This is a genomic window from Mesorhizobium sp. M0923 (assembly GCF_040319365.1).
GTDB lineage: Bacteria > Pseudomonadota > Alphaproteobacteria > Rhizobiales > Rhizobiaceae > Mesorhizobium.
In genome coordinates this window covers 24,002-42,104 of the sequence record NZ_JAMYNW010000021.1, presented here as the reverse complement: position 1 = coordinate 42,104, position 18,103 = coordinate 24,002, and the positions used below count along the sequence as shown (strand labels likewise).

Annotated in this window: 17 protein-coding genes; 13 read left to right on the top strand and 4 right to left on the bottom strand. The window is 57.8% G+C overall.

The annotated features are described in order from the left end of the window. Positions 1–143: 143 nt before the first annotated feature. Entirely contained in the window at positions 144–299 is a 156-nt protein-coding gene (locus NKH89_RS27920; RefSeq protein ID WP_210164501.1) for a hypothetical protein, read from the bottom strand. Between NKH89_RS27920 and NKH89_RS27915 the strand changes: the two genes are divergently transcribed. The 6 genes from NKH89_RS27915 to NKH89_RS27890 all read left to right on the top strand — a co-directional run bounded on the left by NKH89_RS27915 (position 283) and on the right by NKH89_RS27890 (position 5,751). Further along, on the top strand, positions 283–1,512 hold the full coding sequence (locus NKH89_RS27915; RefSeq protein WP_023721607.1) for an ABC transporter substrate-binding protein: 1,230 nt from the start codon (positions 283–285) through the stop codon (positions 1,510–1,512). The two genes, NKH89_RS27920 and NKH89_RS27915, sit on opposite strands and share 17 nt — an antisense overlap. A 66-nt stretch (positions 1,513–1,578) precedes the next feature. Next, a complete protein-coding gene (locus tag NKH89_RS27910) occupies positions 1,579–2,466 on the top strand; it encodes a carbohydrate ABC transporter permease (protein ID WP_031194747.1) in 888 nt (295 codons plus the stop codon). Continuing rightward, positions 2,463–3,296 carry a carbohydrate ABC transporter permease gene (locus NKH89_RS27905; RefSeq protein ID WP_023721605.1) on the top strand — a complete coding sequence of 278 codons (834 nt, stop codon included), beginning with the start codon at positions 2,463–2,465 and terminating at the stop codon, positions 3,294–3,296. The genes NKH89_RS27910 and NKH89_RS27905 overlap by 4 nt, the downstream gene beginning before the upstream one ends. A 1-nt stretch (position 3,297) precedes the next feature. Continuing rightward, a complete protein-coding gene (locus tag NKH89_RS27900) occupies positions 3,298–3,630 on the top strand; it encodes a Clp protease/crotonase-like domain-containing protein (RefSeq protein ID WP_031194746.1) in 333 nt (110 codons plus the stop codon). Positions 3,631–3,632: 2 nt separating this feature from the next. Further along, positions 3,633–4,697, top strand: a complete 1,065-nt coding sequence (locus NKH89_RS27895) for an ABC transporter ATP-binding protein (RefSeq protein WP_031194744.1) — start codon at positions 3,633–3,635, stop codon at positions 4,695–4,697. Between the two features lie 70 nt (positions 4,698–4,767). Beyond that, positions 4,768–5,751 (top strand): Gfo/Idh/MocA family protein, encoded by a 984-nt coding sequence (locus NKH89_RS27890; RefSeq protein ID WP_023721602.1) that lies wholly within the window; start codon positions 4,768–4,770, stop codon positions 5,749–5,751. 109 nt (positions 5,752–5,860) lie between these two features. On the opposite strand, the gene NKH89_RS27885 is transcribed toward NKH89_RS27890, so the two are convergent. Together NKH89_RS27885 and NKH89_RS27880 are read right to left on the bottom strand one after the other, a co-directional pair. Further along, positions 5,861–7,042, bottom strand: a complete 1,182-nt coding sequence (locus tag NKH89_RS27885) for an NAD(P)/FAD-dependent oxidoreductase (protein ID WP_352910720.1) — start codon at positions 7,040–7,042, stop codon at positions 5,861–5,863. Between the two features lie 13 nt (positions 7,043–7,055). Then, the gene (locus NKH89_RS27880) at positions 7,056–8,294 is read right to left on the bottom strand and encodes an ROK family transcriptional regulator (protein ID WP_023721600.1); all 1,239 of its coding nucleotides are present in this window, start codon (positions 8,292–8,294) and stop codon (positions 7,056–7,058) included. 339 nt (positions 8,295–8,633) lie between these two features. On the opposite strand from NKH89_RS27880, the gene NKH89_RS27875 reads away from it, so the two are divergent. The 6 genes from NKH89_RS27875 to purU all read left to right on the top strand — a co-directional run bounded on the left by NKH89_RS27875 (position 8,634) and on the right by purU (position 13,129). Continuing rightward, complete coding sequence (locus tag NKH89_RS27875; RefSeq protein WP_023721598.1) at positions 8,634–9,644, top strand: sterol desaturase family protein; 1,011 nt, start codon at positions 8,634–8,636, stop codon at positions 9,642–9,644. A gap of 37 nt (positions 9,645–9,681) precedes the next feature. Next, the gene (locus tag NKH89_RS27870) at positions 9,682–9,996 is read left to right on the top strand and encodes a MocE family 2Fe-2S type ferredoxin (protein WP_036245547.1); all 315 of its coding nucleotides are present in this window, start codon (positions 9,682–9,684) and stop codon (positions 9,994–9,996) included. A 12-nt stretch (positions 9,997–10,008) separates the two neighbouring features. Further along, on the top strand, positions 10,009–10,314 hold the full coding sequence (locus NKH89_RS27865; protein ID WP_023721596.1) for a putative quinol monooxygenase: 306 nt from the start codon (positions 10,009–10,011) through the stop codon (positions 10,312–10,314). 45 nt (positions 10,315–10,359) lie between these two features. After that, positions 10,360–11,181 carry a 3-methyl-2-oxobutanoate hydroxymethyltransferase gene (locus NKH89_RS27860; protein WP_023721595.1) on the top strand — a complete coding sequence of 274 codons (822 nt, stop codon included), beginning with the start codon at positions 10,360–10,362 and terminating at the stop codon, positions 11,179–11,181. A gap of 165 nt (positions 11,182–11,346) precedes the next feature. Continuing rightward, positions 11,347–12,234, top strand: coding sequence for a bifunctional methylenetetrahydrofolate dehydrogenase/methenyltetrahydrofolate cyclohydrolase FolD (folD, locus tag NKH89_RS27855; RefSeq protein ID WP_023721594.1), 888 nt, complete (start codon positions 11,347–11,349; stop codon positions 12,232–12,234). 10 nt (positions 12,235–12,244) lie between these two features. Continuing rightward, positions 12,245–13,129 (top strand): formyltetrahydrofolate deformylase, encoded by an 885-nt coding sequence (gene purU, locus NKH89_RS27850; protein ID WP_031194740.1) that lies wholly within the window; start codon positions 12,245–12,247, stop codon positions 13,127–13,129. 313 nt (positions 13,130–13,442) lie between these two features. Here purU and metH read toward each other — a convergent pair whose 3' ends face one another. Then, the gene (gene metH / locus NKH89_RS27845; protein WP_352466336.1) at positions 13,443–17,252 is read right to left on the bottom strand and encodes a methionine synthase; all 3,810 of its coding nucleotides are present in this window, start codon (positions 17,250–17,252) and stop codon (positions 13,443–13,445) included. Positions 17,253–17,664: 412 nt separating this feature from the next. Here metH and NKH89_RS27840 point away from each other — a divergent pair, with 412 nt between their 5' ends. Continuing rightward, entirely contained in the window at positions 17,665–17,859 is a 195-nt protein-coding gene (locus tag NKH89_RS27840) for a hypothetical protein (RefSeq protein WP_156948200.1), read from the top strand. Positions 17,860–18,103 lie beyond the last annotated feature (244 nt).

Sequence of the window (18,103 nt, the reverse complement as noted above, 5' to 3'; positions counted from 1 at the left end):
TGTGCCATAAAGCCCCATATTTGCAGTCCTTTGGGTAGACCTAGCTTGAAGCGGTGCAGATCTGGGCCCGATGGGTGAGGGAAAATAGTTGTTGCAATTTAGAACGTTCCAATTTATTGAGTTAATCCGTGCGATCACGCCGGTCACGCGCGGCGTCCACAAACACCGGAGCGGTGTCGATCCATCGCTTGATCGTAGTCGGTGGAGGAGGTGGTCCATTCGAAGCCGGCACGGCCGGCGGCGAGGATATCAAGCCAAACAAACTGAACAGGGAGTGAATGGATGATACGCAACGTCATGAAGTCGGCCGTCCTCGCAGCGGCCACAGCGATGTTCGCCGCGGGTTCGGCCAACGCGGAGCAGGTCGTGCTAAAATTCTGGGACAACCAGCGGGCCGAATCCGATTTCAATCAGAATCAGCAGAACGCCTTGAAGCGCTTCGAGAAGGAAAACCCCGAAATCAAAGTAGAGCTTACCACAATACCATATTCGGAGTACCAACAGCGCTTGTTGACGGCGGTACAGGGCGGTAATGCGCCTGATGTAGCCACCCTGGATCAAATCTGGATGGGCGCCTTTGCTCAAGCCGGCGCAATTACGGCTCTCGACGACCAAGTCAAGACTTCCGGTCTTACGGGCGACACTTTCTTCAAAGGAGCCTGGGACTCGAACGTTTCTGACGGCAAGCTCTGGGGAATCCCCATCAACGTGGACGTTTGGTCCTTCACTTACTACAACACGGCACTCCTCAAAGAGGCTGGCGTTGATCCTGCCTCGCTAAAGACCTTCGAGGGATTGAAGGCAGCGGCGCCGAAGCTTACGGACAAGTCCAAGGGCCGCTACGGCATTGGCTTGTTCGGCCACAAGGGGGAAGACACGGTCGTCGTTCTCGATACTTTCATCTTCTCCAATGGCGGTAAAGTCTTGGATGAGAAGGGCAAATGCGCGCTCACCAGCCCTGAAGCGGTCGGGGCATTGAGTTACCTGCAGTCACTGGTGCCATATGCGCCGCAGGGCATCATGAACGCCAGTTCCGCAACGATGCGCGAACTTTTTCTAAACGGATCTCTTGCAACGGAGTTCTGGCCCGCGCTGGAGCAGCCGACTCTGCAGAAGTCCAAACTTGACTGGGATTTCGTTGTAGGGAATGCGCCCGAAGGTAAGACGGCGATTGGCACGTATGGTGGGTGGAACCTTGCCATCTTTGAAGCTTCCCAGCACAAGGAAGCCGCTTGGAAACTCATCCAGTTCCTAACCCGCGAAGACGTGAACGGCGATGTTGTCGAACTTGTCCCGGCAAACATGAAGGCCGCAAAAAGCTTTTTGGCGGCAAACCGCAAAGGTGCGGATCTCATCATCCCTCATCTCGAGAATGCCTCACCCCGGCCGTTGTCACCTCGCTATCTCGAAGTCGCCGACATCGAGGTGACTCTAGCGCAGGATGTATTTTCCGGAATGGATCCGCAGAAGGCAGCCGGCAAGGCCTGCACTGCTATCGACGCCCTTAACTAGTCACCAGGACTAAGCCGGGCTCGGGCTTTGCCCCGAGCCCGGCCCTCTCTATCGGGAAATGACACAATGTCCCATCGTGAACGCTGGATGGCCTGGATTTTCGTAGCTCCGGCGCTGCTGCTGGTCGGCGCACTTATGTATTACCCGATGATCGGCACCATAATTGAAAGCCTTTATTCGACCTCGTTCATCAACCCGGTGCCGAAGTTCCAGGGGCTTGCAGCGTATTACAAGATCTTGGCCGATCCGATCTTCGGCCAAGTAGTGTGGAACTCCCTCATTTGGACTGTCTTTGTGGTAGCACTGCAGAATGTGTTCGGCTTGCTGGTCGCACTGCTGCTCAATCAGCAGATGCCTGGCCAGGGACTTATGCGGTCGTTGGTGCTTTTGCCTTGGGTCCTCCCCGGCGTAGTGGCCGCCATCCTTTGGCGATTCATGTATGACCCGCAACTCGGTTTGGTGAACTCGTTACTTATTAGCCTGGGACTGATCGACCACGGTACCGCTTGGCTGGCGGAAACGTCGACAGCCATGGGCTCGATCATTATGGCGGCCGTATGGAAAGGGTTCCCCTTCTCGGCGATCGTCTACTTAGCGGCCCTGCAGACGGTCGACCAAGAGCAGGTCGAGGCCGCCAAGATAGACGGAGCGGGAGCGACTAGGCGCCTGTTTGACGTTGTGCTCCCCGGAATCAAAGACGTGATCGCCATCAATCTCCTCCTTACCACTATCCTCACTTTCAATTACTTCGACATAATCTGGGTGATGACAAACGGTGGCCCACAGAATGCCACAGCCATCTTCCCAACCCAGATCTACGAACTCGGTTTCGGACAATTTCGCTTTGGCGAAGCCGCTGTATATGGCGTTTTTTCAATCTTGGTCCTGGCGCTGCTGATAATGGTCTATTTCGGCGTTTTGTCGCGCGGCCGGCATAGGGGGAAGGCGTCATGAACACCCGTTCCCACAGGAGCCGCCAAGCCGCACTGCTGGCCCTCAACGTCGTATTGGCGCTGATAATCCTGGTGCCCTTCTTTTGGATGGTTTCAGTGTCGTTGAAGCCGGCGGCCGAGCCTTTTTCCATTCCCGCCAGGCTGTGGCCGGAGAACCCGACCTTCGACAACTACATCACTGCATTCCGGCCGGAGTTCCGAACCTATTTTATGAATTCGGTCATCGTTTCACTGTCCACCGTCATCATCACCGTTTCGTTAGCCCTGCTGGCCGCCTATGCATTTACGCGCACCCACGTCCGCCTACTTATCATCGCCATGACGCTGGTGATCGTCACGCAGATGTTCCCGGCCAGCGCCATCATCATCCCGATCTACAAGATGATGAAGGGGGCCAACCTACTCAACACATATACGTCGTTGATCCTCGCCTACGTCACCGTAACCTTGCCGGTGGCGATCTGGATGCTGCGTGGCTTCATGGCCAATTTGCCGCTGACACTCGAAGAAGCGGCGGCGATCGATGGGGCCGGGCCGTTCAGAACGTTTTTCGAGATAATCGTGCCGCTTTGCCGGCCGGGGATAGTCGCCACTGCAGTCTTTGTGCTTATCGTCACCTGGCAGGAGTTCCTCTTTGCGCTCTCCTTTACCTCGACCAAGGAGATGCGCACGCTGCCAGTTGGAGTGAATGACTTTATCGGCCAGTACGGCATCCGCTACGGAGAGCTCATGGCCTCATCCGTGATGATCTCCATGCCCGTGGTCGCTGTCTTCTTCTTTCTGCAACGACAGTTCGTAGCAGGCCTGACGGCCGGCGCGGTGAAGGGCTGACGTGTCGGATATCATGCTCTTGGATATTCCTGAGCCCAGCATCGCGTTGCTGACGTGGGACTGGCTGGAGAAGCTGAACGTAGTGCCCTCTGATCCAGACGTGCATGTGCATATTCTCACCGGTACTGACGTTGGCGCCTTAGCACTTGGCACCGACATCGCCGGCTACATGGGCCGACCTGAGCGGGAGTTCATGGAGTTTCAGTTTGCTCGATGCGGGCTGAACGACCGTCGGAGGCGTTCCCAAAACCGACCATCGCCGTCAACGATTTATCGTGACAAATACTCCACAGCTATGACTGCTGTCCGTAGCATCGTCCACGAAGGGATATGATCTTGGCCTCCGTAACGTTGTCATCCGTATCTAAATTTTGGGGCTCCTTTGTCGCCGTGGAAAAGATCTCGCTCGCCATGGCCGATGGCGAGTTCATCGTGTTGCTCGGGCCCTCTGGCTGTGGCAAGTCCACCACAATGCGCATGATCGCCGGGCTCGACGACCCGAGCGCTGGCGAGATTCGCATAGACGATCGTGTGGTCAACGATTTGCCCCCGGGTAAACGCGACCTCGCCATGGTGTTCCAGAACTATGGCCTCTATCCGCATATGACCGTGGCGGACAATATTGGTTATCCGCTCAAAGTCGCAGGTGTGAACCGTGAGGAACGCGAGCGCCAGGTACGCGCCGCCGCCGAGCGCGTCGAACTCGGCGGGCTTCTAGAGCGCAAACCCGGTCAACTGTCCGGCGGGCAAAGACAGCGCGTGGCGCTCGGTCGTGCCATCGTACGCACGCCCAAACTGTTTTTGATGGACGAACCTCTGTCCAATCTCGACGCCAAGCTGCGCGTCTATATGCGCGCGGAATTGAAGCACCTGCAGCGCGACCTCGGTACCACTACGATCTATGTGACGCACGACCAGGTCGAAGCGATGACGCTGGCTGACCGTGTCGCCGTGATGGCGAACGGCAAACTACAGCAGGTCGGCACACCCCTCGACATCTACAACACGCCGGCAAACGTCTTTGTTGCCGGCTTCCTCGGCAATCCACCCATGAACCTGCTTCCGATAGCAATTGCCGACGGACGGGTGCAGGACTCCGAGTTGACGCTTGCGGCTCCGGCCGGCGTGAACGGCGCGATCACCGTCGGCCAGCGACCCGAAGATATGCGGCTCAGCGAAACAGACGCGGGTAATATGGCCGGCGAGGTTTATACCACCGAACTATTGGGCGACAGCACGCTGGTTACCGTAAAGGTCGGCAAAAACTTGGTCGCCGTGAAGACCGACAAAAATACCAAGGTGCACATGGGAGAAAACGTCGGCATCCGCTTCGATCCGAAACATCTGCATTTCTTCGACACGACCAGCGGCACGCGGGTCGCGTTCGACGCAAGTAGGTGAGGCTAGTCAATATCTCATGCAGCGTGACACCTACAAAGTTGAATTCACAGTCGAGCCTTGAGGTAAGATAATGAACGCCGAATTGCGTTGGGGGATTCTAGCGACCGGCTGGATTGCTGATCTCTTTGTCCAGGATTTGCAGCTTGCCGGTCATCGTGTCTCGGCTGTCGGCTCTCGAACACAGGCAGGAGCCGACAAGTTCGCCAATCGTTTCAGTATTCCCAACGCGCACGCCAGCTACAAGGACCTTTTGTCGGACCCGGAGGTCGATATTATCTATGTGGCTACACCCCATCCGATGCACGCCGACAACGCGCTTAAGGCGCTGACCGCCGGCAAGCACGTGCTTATCGAAAAGCCATTCACGATCAATGCACGGGAAGCGCGCAATGTCGTTGATTTCGCCTCTGCGAAAAACCTGGTCGTGATGGAGGCGATGTGGACGCGCTTCCTTCCTCATATGGTGCGCATCCGGGAGATCATCGCATCAGGAGTGCTTGGAAAGATCTATTCGGTGATCGCCGATCATACTCGTGACCTTCCTGGCGATCCCAATCATCGGCTCAACGCTCTGGAACTCGGCGGAGGCGCCCTGCTTGATCTCGCCATTTACCCCATTTCGTTCGCCTTTGACGTGCTCGGAGAGCCTGAACACATCGTTTCGATGGCTCGGATTAAGGAGACAGGAGTGGACGCTGAGGTAGCAACTATCTTCCAACACGCCGGCGGGGCTTTGTCTACCACCATCTCCAGTCTCGACAACACCGGACCCAATGTTGCATCGATCCTCGGCACCGAGGGGAGAGTTGAGATTGCATCTACCTGGTATTCGCCAACTTCATTTCGCCACATCGACAAGAATGACAGGGTGATAGAAGAGTATTCGTCGTCGGTAGCAGGACGTGGCATGCAATATGAAGCTGCCGAAATGGAGAGGCTTGTGACGGCTGGAAAATTGTCCGGTGAGATCATGCCTGCTAACGAGACCGTGTCGATAATGCAATCACTTGATACGATCAGGGCGCAAATCGGACTGCGCTATCCGAACGAATAGAGCATTTTAGTTGATTTCGGTCGAGAAGTGCTGGAGCGGATGCCGCGACGACGGCCGCGGACCGCACCTTGGCTTGGGCTGGTAGACCTCCGGCGGCTTTATTACTTGATTACTTGAGCAAGCCCTTGATCCTAAAGTCAGGGTCTATCAGCGAACTGGCCGCAACCACAGTTCCGCGGTCGATGAGCTTCTCGAGAACACTCATGTCCCTCGCGACCGTGTTCCCCTGTCCTATTGCGGCGGCCGCTGAGACCCGGGCATCTTGATCGCACTGAAAGACGATGCGGACCCCACCGGAGGCTGCGCGGTGATGTATATCCCGGGTTAGATCGAACTGCCCTGCGACCTGCAGAGTCAGATCGAACTGATCCGACCAAAACCACGGGACTTTCTGGTACTCTCCACTGGCACCGAGCATGGCTGCTGCGGCATGGGCACCCTGGTCCTGTGCGGCCTTCCAGCTTTCAAGTCGCATACGGGCTCCTCGCCACTCGAAATTGCAGCAGTCGCCTGCGGCGAAGATATTGGGTTCGGAGGTTCGGAATGCGCTGTCGACAACAATCCCGTTATCCACGAGCAGACCGGCCTTTTCGGCGAGCTCGGTATTAGGGATCGCCCCGACGCCAGCGATAACGGCGTCGAACTCCAGTTCAATCCCGTTGGCCAGCACAATGCGGTTCGTTCCAGCCTCGGTGACGACAGTACCAGTCAGAATCTTGACCCCTGCGGTTTCGTGCCGCGCGTGAACGATTTGGGCGATCGCCCCGGGCACGGCGCGTCCGAGAATGCGCGGTGCGGTCTCGATCACCGTAACCTCGGCACCTGCCTGCCGCGCAGTCGCGGCGAGTTCAAGGCCAATGAATCCGCCACCAATGACCCCGATGCGCGCATTGCTGCTGAACTCCAGCATAATGCGCCGCGCCTGCACATCGGTTCGTAGTGTGAGACAGCCTTCAAGGCCAGGAAACAATCTGGCACGGGCTCCCGTCGCAAGGAGCAACTGATCATACGTCAAGAGCGTGCCATCGGCGAGGTGAATCTCCCGCCTCTCAGGCACCAGAGACTCGACCAGCGCACCACGTCGGAGTTCGATCCCTGCTCCGGGATAGGCATCTTCGGCACGAATGGCCTTGGGATTGGCTAGCATCGTCTTGGATAACGGCGGTCGTTCATATGGCAGAGCTTTCTCTGCAGTCAGCAACGTTACCGACCCTTGAAAACCAAGTTCCCGCAACGTGAATGCGGCGCGGACACCGCATTCTCCGGCGCCGACAATAGCTATCTCTGCCATGCGGTCCTTCACTTCAGCTCTTGAGAACGACTTTGTTGTCTGGCGCAAACTGTTCGTTCAATGGAACCAGAGCAGCGCCAATCGCGCGGGCGTTAAACCCGATCGAGCCCACACGGAACTCAGGAATGATGATGCCCTCCAGATCGTAGCCTGCCACTCGTTCCCGGACGCTCACGATGAGACGATCGAGGAGAGGTCGCAAGAGGACGCCGTCAACAACGACACTATCGGCTTCGATGAAGCTCGTGCCAGAGATGGCCGCAAAAGCAAGTGCATCCGCCGCCAGATCGCACCACTCATCGAAACAGGCAAGTGCCGGTTCATCAAGCTTGGCGACGGATCCACCATCTTCACGGAACGTCTTCATTGGCAATTTGTGCTGCGCCGCAAGGACCTCCAACCGATTGAGGGAGGCGGCTTGACTCAACCGCGCGGGCGCTGGACTCCTATTGTGCGATCCAAGTTTAAGAGGGATTGCACCCACCGCGCCCGCGTTGCCGGTGTGGCCGGTAATTAGATTGCCCTCCAAAACAACACTGCCGCCAATCAAGGTGCTGATGTAAAAGTATACGATTGACCGATTCCGGTTCTCTCTCCGGAAATCAATCTCAGCCAAGCAAGCAGCGTCAGCGTCATTGAGCACCACGGCGCTCAAGCCGGAGGTTTCTTCGACCCTGGCGACCATGTCGGCCTCCCGCCAGCGTGGGGATGCACCGCCAGGATCACCGATGACGGCTATGCCAGACTCGATCGCCGTTGGAGCAGCAATACCTACGCCCACGAGTCTGGATTTCTGGACGCGGCTCAAATCATCCTTCAGGCTGTCGAACGCTGTTCCCATCAGGCCCGAGACGACGTCCGCGTCGAGGGCATCGTAGGCAAAGCTTTTCTTAGCAATCACCCGGCGGTCGAACGATAGAGCCAGCAGATCCAAGGAGCGGCGGCCAATCTTGACCCCGATCGAAATCGCTCCATCCGGTGCAATCTCGATCGGAGTAGAAGGCTGACCAATCCGGCCGCGGATTACGTCCTTCTTCCGCAGGTATCCTTCCTTGAGGAGGCGATTTACGATAATCGTGACCGTTTGCGAGGACAAATGTGTAATGCGCGCGATCTCGGCCTTGGAAAGCGCGCCAGCCTCCTGGATCAGACTAAGGATTAAGCGCTCATTGTAGTGTTTGACACCTATCTGGTTGCCGCCACGGTGCGTCGCGTTGCCTACGAATGCGTTGAAGGTGCTGTCGACTGACATTAGATACAGCTCGCGTTTTCAGGGGCGTTAAGATCGGAAACGCCGGTTATCATGGCGCCCTTCTCGTTACTGCTGGCCGGTCTTGACGTCCAGAACGCCCGCGATGCCATCGCGCCAGTGCCCGCCGCGTCTGATATCCCAATTGAGGCTCCCTTTGAGCGCGTGAATGCGGTCGTAGTGCTTCGTCTTCCACCCGTCAGCTTGCCGTAGGATCGACGGCCGAAATCTGGCATGATTTTTTTTGTAAATCAACCGGATTTAGTTATTGACCATTTGTTGGAATATTGGCATGTTGTAGGCCGATCGGGCCTTTCGGGGCGAGATCGAAAGGAGCATCCGATGGACGATCTTAAGTTTGGAACGCGCAGCAAGCGCGGCGATTGGGCTCCCAACGAGCTGTTGGAGCCGGCGCCAATATGGCTCTTCCCTCCCAATCCAAAGAAGCTTCTGAAGTGGCTTCCATCTTACTTCTTTCCGTACAACCTGCTGTTCATGGTCTCGGCACTCGCCTACTGGCAGCTGGTTGTCCCTGACGCCGCAGTCCTGCAGAACTTTGCATGGGGTTGGTCGCTGAAAATGCTGGCGGTGAACCTCATCCTGGCCTTTCTCTGGTACCAAAGCTGGGAGTTGCCGCTTTACGTTCGCCGTCGGCAGGGGAACCGATTTAAGTACAACCACAAGTTCCCGGCGGATCAGCAATCAAATGTATTTTGGTTCAATAAGCAGACCCTCGACAATATGCTGCGGTCGCTGCTGATCGGTGTACCGATATGGACGTGCCTGCAGGTCTTGATGCTGTGGAGTTCCGCGAATGGATACATACCCTGGCTCAACTTCGCCGAGCACCCTGTGTGGCTCGGGGTCGTGGCTGTCGTGGTGCCAATAATTCACGACTTCCACTTCTATTGCATCCACCGGCTGATCCACGTCCCAGTGCTCTACAAATACGTCCATTCGGTGCACCACAACTCCATAAATCCCAGCCCGTGGTCATCGCTATCGATGCATCCCATTGAGCACTTGCTCTATTTCGGGGTGGTTTTCTGGCACTTCGTTATCCCCTCAAACCCCGTCATTGCACTCTACCAGCTACACTTCGCGGGTTTCGGCGCCGTGCCTGGGCACATCGGTTTCGACACGGTTGAGACCAGCGATGAGCAGGGGTTCGATACCCACGCCTATATGCACTACCTCCACCATAAGTATTTCGAGGTGAATTACGGAGGCGAGGGGCTCGTCCCCGTGGACCGGATGTTCGGCACCTATCACGACGGGTCGAAGGAATCTGACGAACGGATGAAGGCGCGTTTCCGCGCCAAGAAAGAGCGCCTCAAGGACAAATCGGCCTGAACCCGCTCGAACCCTGTTGCCTCAAAATCTAGCGAGAGTGACGATGCCTTGGATTGACGTTTGTGGAGCCGACGACCTGGAAGAGGAAGGCGGCCTACGGTTCGACCATGCAGGTAAGACGTTCGCAATCTTCCGGAATCATCAGGACCAGTATTACTGCACGGACGGGCTTTGTACCCACGAGAATATCCACCTCGCCGACGGGTTGGTGATGGAGAATACGGTGGAATGCCCCAAGCATGCCTCGGTCTTCGACTTCACAACCGGCGAGGTCGAGACGCCTCCCGCCTGCGATAACCTGCGCACCTACGCCGTTAAGGTCGAAGGCGGCCGCGTGATAATCGATGTCTGAGGAGACTATCCGTTGACCGACATCAACGCGAAAGCCGTAATCGCGGAAGTCACGGCTCTTCCGGAGACGGTTGAAAAGGTCCGCGGCTTGCTATGCGACTACGGGCGCATTGTTCGGCAAGAACCTGGGAACCGAGCGTTTGCCTGCCGCCAAGTCGACGGTCGACCAGACAAGTTTGTCGTCTACGAGGTCTACGCGGACCAGGCGGCCTTCGAGACGCACCTTTCCGCACCCGAGAACGCTCGATTGAACGCCAAGCTTGGGACCCTCGTTCAGGGTGCCGGTTCAGTCCTGACCTTCCTGATACCCGTTGAGTAAGCGAGACTCATTAAAGGGAGTCGCATTTCGCGGAGACCCACGATCATGTACCACAACAGACCTCACGTCGAAGACATACGCGCGAAGAAGCGACGGGGCGAAAAGCTTTCGATGCTCTATGTCACCAGCACGGAGGAAGCCGCCGCCGCCGCCGCTGCGGGGATCGATCTCCTGTCAATCGAGGCAAAGGACTTCACCCCCGAAATGCGTGAGGCGGCGGGGGCGTGCTTCGTGCAGATCGGCCTGACGCCGCCAACGAAAGGAACCGTGGACGGAAAGCTGCTGGTCAGCGCCGAGCAATTCCTGGAGGCGGCTTACCGCTACACAGCGATTGGGGGCGATTGTTTCTATTGTGCCGCTTCTTTCGATATCCAGAGGACAATGTGCGAAAATCACATTCCGATTGTCGCTCATGTGGGCCTTATTCCATCTTACGTTACCTGGACCGGCTGGCGCGCTGTCGGAAAGACCGCATCAGAGGCGCTGACGATGTGGAAGCGACTAAAACGGCTCGAGGAAATCGGTTGTTTCGCTGTTGAGCTTGAGGTCGTTCCCGGCCGGATAGCCGAGTTCTTCGCCAAAAACACATCGATGATCTACTTCAGCCTCGGTTCGGGCTCAGGTGGCGATGTCCAGTACCTGTTCGCAGAGGACGTGCTCGGCTACGGCCGGAACCGCCTTCCGCGCCACGCCAAGGCGTATCGCAACTTCAAGGCCGAGTTCGACCGACTGAATAGTGAACGCGTCGCGGCATTCCGGGAATTCCGGGCTGACATCTATTCCGGTGCCTATCCCGGACCCGAACACACTGCGGCGATCCCGGAGGCTGAATTTGAAACCTTTCTTAGTCACTTGGGATCTCGATAGTGAGACTTGCTCCGTCTCAATATCAGTATCCACTTTTTCGATCTATTCTCAGTTGAGATAGACTAATTGTCCCTCGGTCCGCAGGGATTTCCATCGCAGCCGCGCTGGTCGTACCGGCACGGCGTCCAGCATTCTTCGACGCCCGCGAGACCGAAAGGCAAAATCATGACCGTTGGCATTCAACCCAGCAAGCTCATCGACGGAAAAGCAGTCGCAAACACCCTTACCACGCAGATTGCCGCCGATGTAGCTGCGCTGAGATCGGCAACCGGAAAAGTGCCGGGCTTGGCAGTGATCTTAGTGGGAGAAGACCCAGCGAGTGCTGTCTATGTCGCATACAAACACCGTCAGACGCTTGCGGTGGGTATGGCGTCCTTTGAACACAAACTTCCAGCCGACACCAATCAGGACGACCTGTTGTCAATCGTTAATGAATTGAATCAGGACCCTTCTGTGCATGGCATTTTGGTACAGCTACCATTGCCGTCTCAGATTGATCCGAACATGGTTCTCAACGCGATTGATCCGACCAAAGACGTCGACGGGTTTCATGTCCAGAATGCCGGCAGGCTGGCGACCGGCCAAGAAGGGTTCGTTCCGTGCACTCCTCGCGGCTGCCTATTGCTCCTGAAGCATCGTCTCGGCGATTTAGCTGGTCTCCACGCGATCATAGTTGGACGAAGCAATATCGTCGGCAAACCAATGGCCCAACTGTTGCTGGCTGAGAATTGCACTGTAACAGTCGCTCATTCGCGGACCCGCGAACTTCCGGCTCTCTGCAGGATGGCCGACATTCTAGTCGCCGCGGTCGGACGCGCAGAAATGATCCGAGGTGATTGGATCAAGCCAGGCGCGGTTGTCGTCGACATAGGTATCAATCGGGTGACCCAAGGCGGAAAGCCGCGCCTTGTTGGCGATGTCGCATTTGCAGAGGCTGCTCACGTTCAAGCGATTACACCTGTCCCAGGCGGCGTGGGTCCGATGACAATCGCGTGTTTGCTCGCGAATACCCTTTCCGCATTCCGTCACACCTTGGCGGCGCGAAACAACTGAGGAACGAACAATGTCGAAATTTGCACTTCGCGTGAAATGTCGTTCCACCAGGGGCATAGTGGCTGCGATCTCCAGCTTTCTCGCTGATCAAACTTGCAACATCACGGACAGTGCGCAGTTTGACGATGTTGATACTGGCAACTTCTTTATGAGAGTGAGCTTCCGGTCTGAAGGTGGGCGAAACCTGGACGAGCTCCGCGTCGGCTTCGATCCAATCGCATCGCGCTTCGCGATGGATTCAGAATTCTTTGACGAGGCCGTGAAGCGAAGAGTTATCGTCATGGTCTCTCGCTTCGGCCACTGCCTCAACGATCTCCTCTACCGTTGGCGCATTGGCGCTCTCCCGATCGATATCGTGGCGGTGATCTCCAATCACATGGAATATCAAAAGGTCGTGGTGAATCACGACATTCCGTTTCACTGCATCATGGTAACGAAGGAAAATAAAGCCGAAGCGGAAGCCCAGCAGATGCTTGTAGTGACCGAGACCAAGGCCGAGCTGATCGTTCTAGCTCGCTACATGCAGGTTCTCTCGGATGAAATATGTCGGAAGATGTCCGGCCGCATTATCAACATCCACCATTCGTTTCTTCCTTCGTTCAAGGGCGCCAATCCCTACAAGCAAGCGTATGAACGCGGAGTGAAATTGATCGGCGCGACCTCTCATTACGTCACTGCCGATCTAGATGAGGGGCCGATCATTGAGCAAGACATCATTCGGGTGACACATGCGCAGTCCAATGAGGATTACGTCAGCTTGGGTCGTGACGTTGAAGCACAGGCCTTGGCACGGGCGATACACGCCCACATCCATGGCCGAGTTTTCCTAAACGGGAACAAGACGGTTGTATTTCCACCATCACCCGGTTCGTTCGCCTCAGAACGAATGGGGTAGCGATAGAAAGGTTCTGTCGCAAACTTTTCGGAAAGGTCATTTGCAGCTTCCGGCCTGCTCGGCGAATTCCGCCGCAATCATGGCTGGGACGAATGGGCACACGACCCCCGCTACACCAACGAGCACTGGCGGATGGAGAGCGTCTTCCTGCGCGCGAGGGATATGGCCATCGCTGAGGCGGCCGGAAACGCGTGAATGGAAATTGTGCCTCAGCTGACATTCCTATGACCTGAGCGTTTATCCGGGACCTCATTTCCATGATACAGAAACGGCAGTTGCGGCTCGGAGCGTAAGACGGCAGAGCTTGCCGCCACTACTCCGCAGCCTCGGCATAGTGCGCTGGCACATAGTTGAGAATGGGTCCGAGCCAGCGCTCCACTTCCGCGAGCGGCATGTCCTTGCGGCGTGCATAGTCCTCAACCTGGTCGCGTTCGACCTTGGCGACGCCGAAATAATAGCTTTCGGTATGCGACAGATAGATCCCCGACACAGACGAGCCGGGCCACATCGCATAGCTTTCGGTCAGGCTCACCCCGGCATTGCGCTCGCTGTCGAGCAGCCGGAACAGTGTGGCCTTCTCGGTGTGGTCGGGCTGGGCGGGATAACCGGGCGCCGGGCGGATGCCGCGATAGGGCTCGCCGATCAGCTCGTCCGGCGCCAGCTTTTCGTCGACCGCATAGCCCCAGAACTCCTTGCGCACCTTCTCGTGCATGCGCTCGGCGAAGGCCTCAGCGACGCGGTCGGCCAGCGCCTTGACCATGATCGACGAATAGTCGTCATTGGCCCTCTCAAATCGTTCGGCGATCGCCACCTCCTCGATGCCGGCCGTGACGATGAAGCCGCCGATGTAGTCGGGCTTGCCGCTGTCCACCGGCGCGACGAAATCCGACAATGCGACATTGGCCTTGCCGTCGCGCTTGGTCAGTTGTTGGCGCAGCGTGAAGAAGGTCGCCAGCTCCTGCGATCGCCCCTCATCCGTGAACAGCCTGATATCGTCGCCGGTGGCATTGGCCGGCCAGAAGCCGATGACGCCGCGTGGCGCAAACCATTTTTCGGCGATGATCTGCTTCAGCATCGCCTGCGCATCCTCGAACAGCTGGCGCGCGGCGGGTCCTTGCGCTTCGTCTTCGAGGATCTTGGGATAGCGCCCTTTCAGCTCCCAGGTCTGGAAGAACGGCGTCCAGTCGATGTAGCGCGCGAGTTCCGTGAGATCCCAGTTCTCGAAGACCTTCACACCTGTGAAGGACGGCTTCGGCGGCTCATATTCAGACCAATCGATCCGATGCGCATTGGCCCTCGCCTTGGCCAGCGGCAGCCGCTGCTTGTCGGCTTCGGACCGGGCATGCGCGTCGGCGACTTTCTTGTATTCGGCGCGCAACGTGTCGACATACTTCGCCTTGCTGTCATTCGACAGCAAGGACGACACCACGCCGACCGCCCGGCTGGCGTCGGTGACGTAGACGGTCTGGCCTTTCGCATAGCGCGGGTGGATCTTGACCGCCGTGTGCACGCGGCTGGTCGTCGCGCCGCCGATCAAAAGCGGAATGTCAAAGCCTTCGCGCTCCATCTCGGCGGCCATGTGCGCCATCTCGTCGAGCGAGGGCGTGATCAGGCCGGACAGGCCGATGATGTCGACATTTTGCTCTCGCGCCGTCTGCAGGATTTTTGCCGCCGGCACCATGACGCCGAGATCGATGATCTCGTAATTGTTGCAGGCCAGCACGACGCCGACGATGTTCTTGCCGATGTCGTGGACATCGCCCTTCACCGTCGCCATCAGGATCTTGCCCGCCGTCTGGCGTTCGCCATTGTCGATGCCATTGGCGGTATTGGCCAGCTTCTCGGCCTCCATATGCGGCAGCAAGCCGGCCACCGCCTGTTTCATCACCCGCGCCGATTTCACCACTTGCGGTAGGAACATCTTGCCGGCGCCGAACAAGTCGCCGACGACGTTCATGCCGGCCATCAGCGGGCCTTCGATGACATGCAGCGGGCGCTCGGCGGCCAGCCGCGCTTCCTCGGTGTCGGCATCGATGAATTCGGTGATGCCGTTGACCAGCGCATGGCTGATCCGCTGCGCAACTGGCAATTCGCGCCAGGCGAGGTCGCGCTCCTTGGCTTCCTGGCCCGCCGTGCCCTTGAAGCGTTCGGCGATCTCCAGCATGCGTTCGGTGGCGGTGCCGCCGCCTTTCGGTTGACGGTTGTTGACGACATCCTCGCAGGCTTCGCGCAGGTCGGGATCGATGGATTCGTAGACGGCAAGCTGTCCGGCGTTGACGATGCCCATGTCCATGCCCGCCTGGATAGCATGGTAAAGCAACACCGCATGCATGGCCTCGCGCACCGGCTCGTTGCCCCTGAACGAGAAGGACAGGTTCGACACGCCGCCTGAGATATGGACATGCGGCAGCGTCCCGGTGATCTCTCCCGTCGCCTCGATGAAGTCGATGCCGTAATTGTCGTGCTCCTCGATGCCGGTGGCAATGGCGAAGACATTGGGGTCGAAGACGATATCCTCGGGCGGGAAGCCGGCCTGTTCGGTCAAAAGCTTGTAGGCGCGGGTGCAGATTTCGACCTTGCGCGCTTTGGTGTCGGCCTGGCCGTCCTCGTCGAAGGCCATGACGACCACCGCCGCGCCATAGGCGCGCACGAGTCTGGCATGATGCAGGAATGCCGCCTCGCCTTCCTTCATAGAGATGGAGTTGACCAGCGGCTTGCCCTGCACGCATTTCAGGCCGGCTTCGATGATCTCCCATTTGGAACTGTCGACCATGACAGGAACACGGGCGATGTCCGGCTCGGCGGCGATCAGGTTGAGGTACTCCACCATCGCCCTCTTCGAATCGATCAGTCCCTCGTCCATGTTGATGTCGATGATCTGCGCGCCATTGGCGACTTGGTCGCGCGCCACGTCGAGCGCGGCGACATAGTCGCCCGCCGTGATCAGCTTGCGGAACTTGGCTGAGCCGGTGACATTGGTGCGCTCGCCGACATTGACGAAGGGAATCTCATCCGTCAGCGTGAACGGTTCCAACCCGGACAGGCGCATCTTGCGCACGATGTCGGGAATGGTGCGCGGCGGATATTTCCGCACCGCCTCTGCGATGGCGCGGATGTGCTCAGGCGTCGAACCGCAGCAGCCGCCAACGATATTGACCAGCCCCTCGCGGGCGAAATCCTCGATCTGCGCGGCCATGAATTCCGGGCTCTCGTCATAACGGCCGAATTCATTGGGCAGGCCGGCATTTGGATAGGCGCAGACAAAAGTGTTGGCGACGCCTGATATCTCGGCCAGATGCTCGCGCATGGCATTGGCGCCGAGCGCGCAGTTGAGGCCGATGGTGAAGGGGCTGGCATGGCGCACCGAATGCCAGAAGGCGGTCGGCGTCTGGCCGGACAGCGTGCGGCCGGACAGATCGGTGATGGTGCCGGAAATCATCACCGGCAGGCGCACGCCCTTCTCATTGAAGACCTCTTCTGCTGCGAAGATTGCCGCCTTGGCGTTCAGCGTGTCGAAGATCGTCTCGATCAGGATGATGTCGACGCCGCCATCGATCAGGCCGCGCAGCTGCTCGCCATAGGCGAGGCGCAATTCGTCGAAGGTCACGGCGCGATAGCCGGGATTGTTGACGTCGGGCGACATCGAGGCGGTGCGGTTGGTCGGCCCCAGCGCGCCGGCGACGAAACGGCGCTTGCCATCCTGCTGCTCGGCACGAACAGCGGCGCGCCGCACCAGCCGCGCGCCATCGCGATTCAGCGCATAGACGGCATCCTCCATGCCGTAATCGGCCTGGGTGATCGACGTCGAGGAGAAGGTGTTGGTTTCGAGGATATCCGCGCCTGCGATGGCGTATTGATAGTGGATCTCCTCGATTGCCTTCGGCTGCGTCAGGATCAGAAGATCGTTGTTGCCTTGCTGATGGCAGGCGCAGCCGGCGAAGGCCTCACCACGGAAATGATCTTCATCGAAACCCAGCCCCTGGATCTGCGTGCCCATGGCGCCGTCGAGGATGAGGATGCGCTCACGCGCCGCTGCCGTCAGCGCCGCAAGCACTTCCGACTCGTCGGGCTTTGCCGCGACGGAGCCGAACAATGCGTCCAGCGATGCAGAATTCTGCGACATTTTCATCCTCAAGACGACAGTAGTGTCCATTCACATAAAGACATCTTTATGTCAACATACGCGCTCCAGCCTGGGTGTCGCGCACCGGAGAGAAAGTTTTGTGTCAAAATCGGTCCAAAAGCAGATGAGATGGATGAGCGGCATGCTCTCGAAGCGGCTTGGGCGGCAGCGCTCAAGCCGGCGCCGCTCCCATGTGTCTCGACCGATGCAAACAATATTGTGGCCTTTGGCCCAAACTGTCCACTATCGAACGGACGCATTATAGTCGAACGTTTTGCATTTCGTGCGAAGCCCTCAAAGCAACAAAAGAAGACGCGCGCGGGGAGAAGGCGGCCGGCCCAACTTGAGTATCAGCGCGGAGCTACATCATCAGGATGGCACGTCACTTGCACATCAACTTTGGGAAGCCATCGTGACGGCAATTGCCCGCAAACCAAGGGAGATGACGATGGCAATTCGCCTGAATTGCTCGGAGCAACTGAAGATGGCTGAAGATCTGCAGGCGTACCATGCCGAGCCACGGGGACTGATTATGTGGCGAGCCGAGTTGAAGCAATTCATTGACGATCGGGCGAAACACAATAGTCGGCATTGTCTCGCCGTCTGAGGTTGGACGTGAAGGGACCGCGGGCGGGAATATCAGGCGAGAGCTCGGGTCAGAGCTTCCCATACCGCAAGCGTCGAGGCGACGGAGATCGGTCAGGAAATGCTGAGCGTTATGAGCGGGCTCGGGAGGAAGAGAATGCGGAAGGTTGAGAAGATCAGACGAAGCGCTGCTGCAGGCTCCTGCCGAATGAAAGCCCTGCATCGTCCGCTAACGCTTTCGCAGCGTTAGGTGGGAATTCTCAGTC

Coding starts and splice junctions, on each gene's coding strand:
- NKH89_RS27875 (WP_023721598.1), top strand. CDS start 8,634: ATGGACGATCTTAAGTTTGGAACGCGCAGCAAGCGCGGCGATTGGGCT.
- NKH89_RS27905 (WP_023721605.1), top strand. CDS start 2,463: ATGAACACCCGTTCCCACAGGAGCCGCCAAGCCGCACTGCTGGCCCTC.
- NKH89_RS27885 (WP_352910720.1), bottom strand. CDS start 7,042: ATGGCAGAGATAGCTATTGTCGGCGCCGGAGAATGCGGTGTCCGCGCC.
- NKH89_RS27910 (WP_031194747.1), top strand. CDS start 1,579: ATGTCCCATCGTGAACGCTGGATGGCCTGGATTTTCGTAGCTCCGGCG.
- NKH89_RS27920 (WP_210164501.1), bottom strand. CDS start 299: ATGACGTTGCGTATCATCCATTCACTCCCTGTTCAGTTTGTTTGGCTT.
- NKH89_RS27890 (WP_023721602.1), top strand. CDS start 4,768: ATGAACGCCGAATTGCGTTGGGGGATTCTAGCGACCGGCTGGATTGCT.
- NKH89_RS27915 (WP_023721607.1), top strand. CDS start 283: ATGATACGCAACGTCATGAAGTCGGCCGTCCTCGCAGCGGCCACAGCG.
- NKH89_RS27860 (WP_023721595.1), top strand. CDS start 10,360: ATGTACCACAACAGACCTCACGTCGAAGACATACGCGCGAAGAAGCGA.
- NKH89_RS27880 (WP_023721600.1), bottom strand. CDS start 8,294: ATGTCAGTCGACAGCACCTTCAACGCATTCGTAGGCAACGCGACGCAC.
- metH (WP_352466336.1), bottom strand. CDS start 17,252: ATGTCGCAGAATTCTGCATCGCTGGACGCATTGTTCGGCTCCGTCGCG.
- folD (WP_023721594.1), top strand. CDS start 11,347: ATGACCGTTGGCATTCAACCCAGCAAGCTCATCGACGGAAAAGCAGTC.
- purU (WP_031194740.1), top strand. CDS start 12,245: ATGTCGAAATTTGCACTTCGCGTGAAATGTCGTTCCACCAGGGGCATA.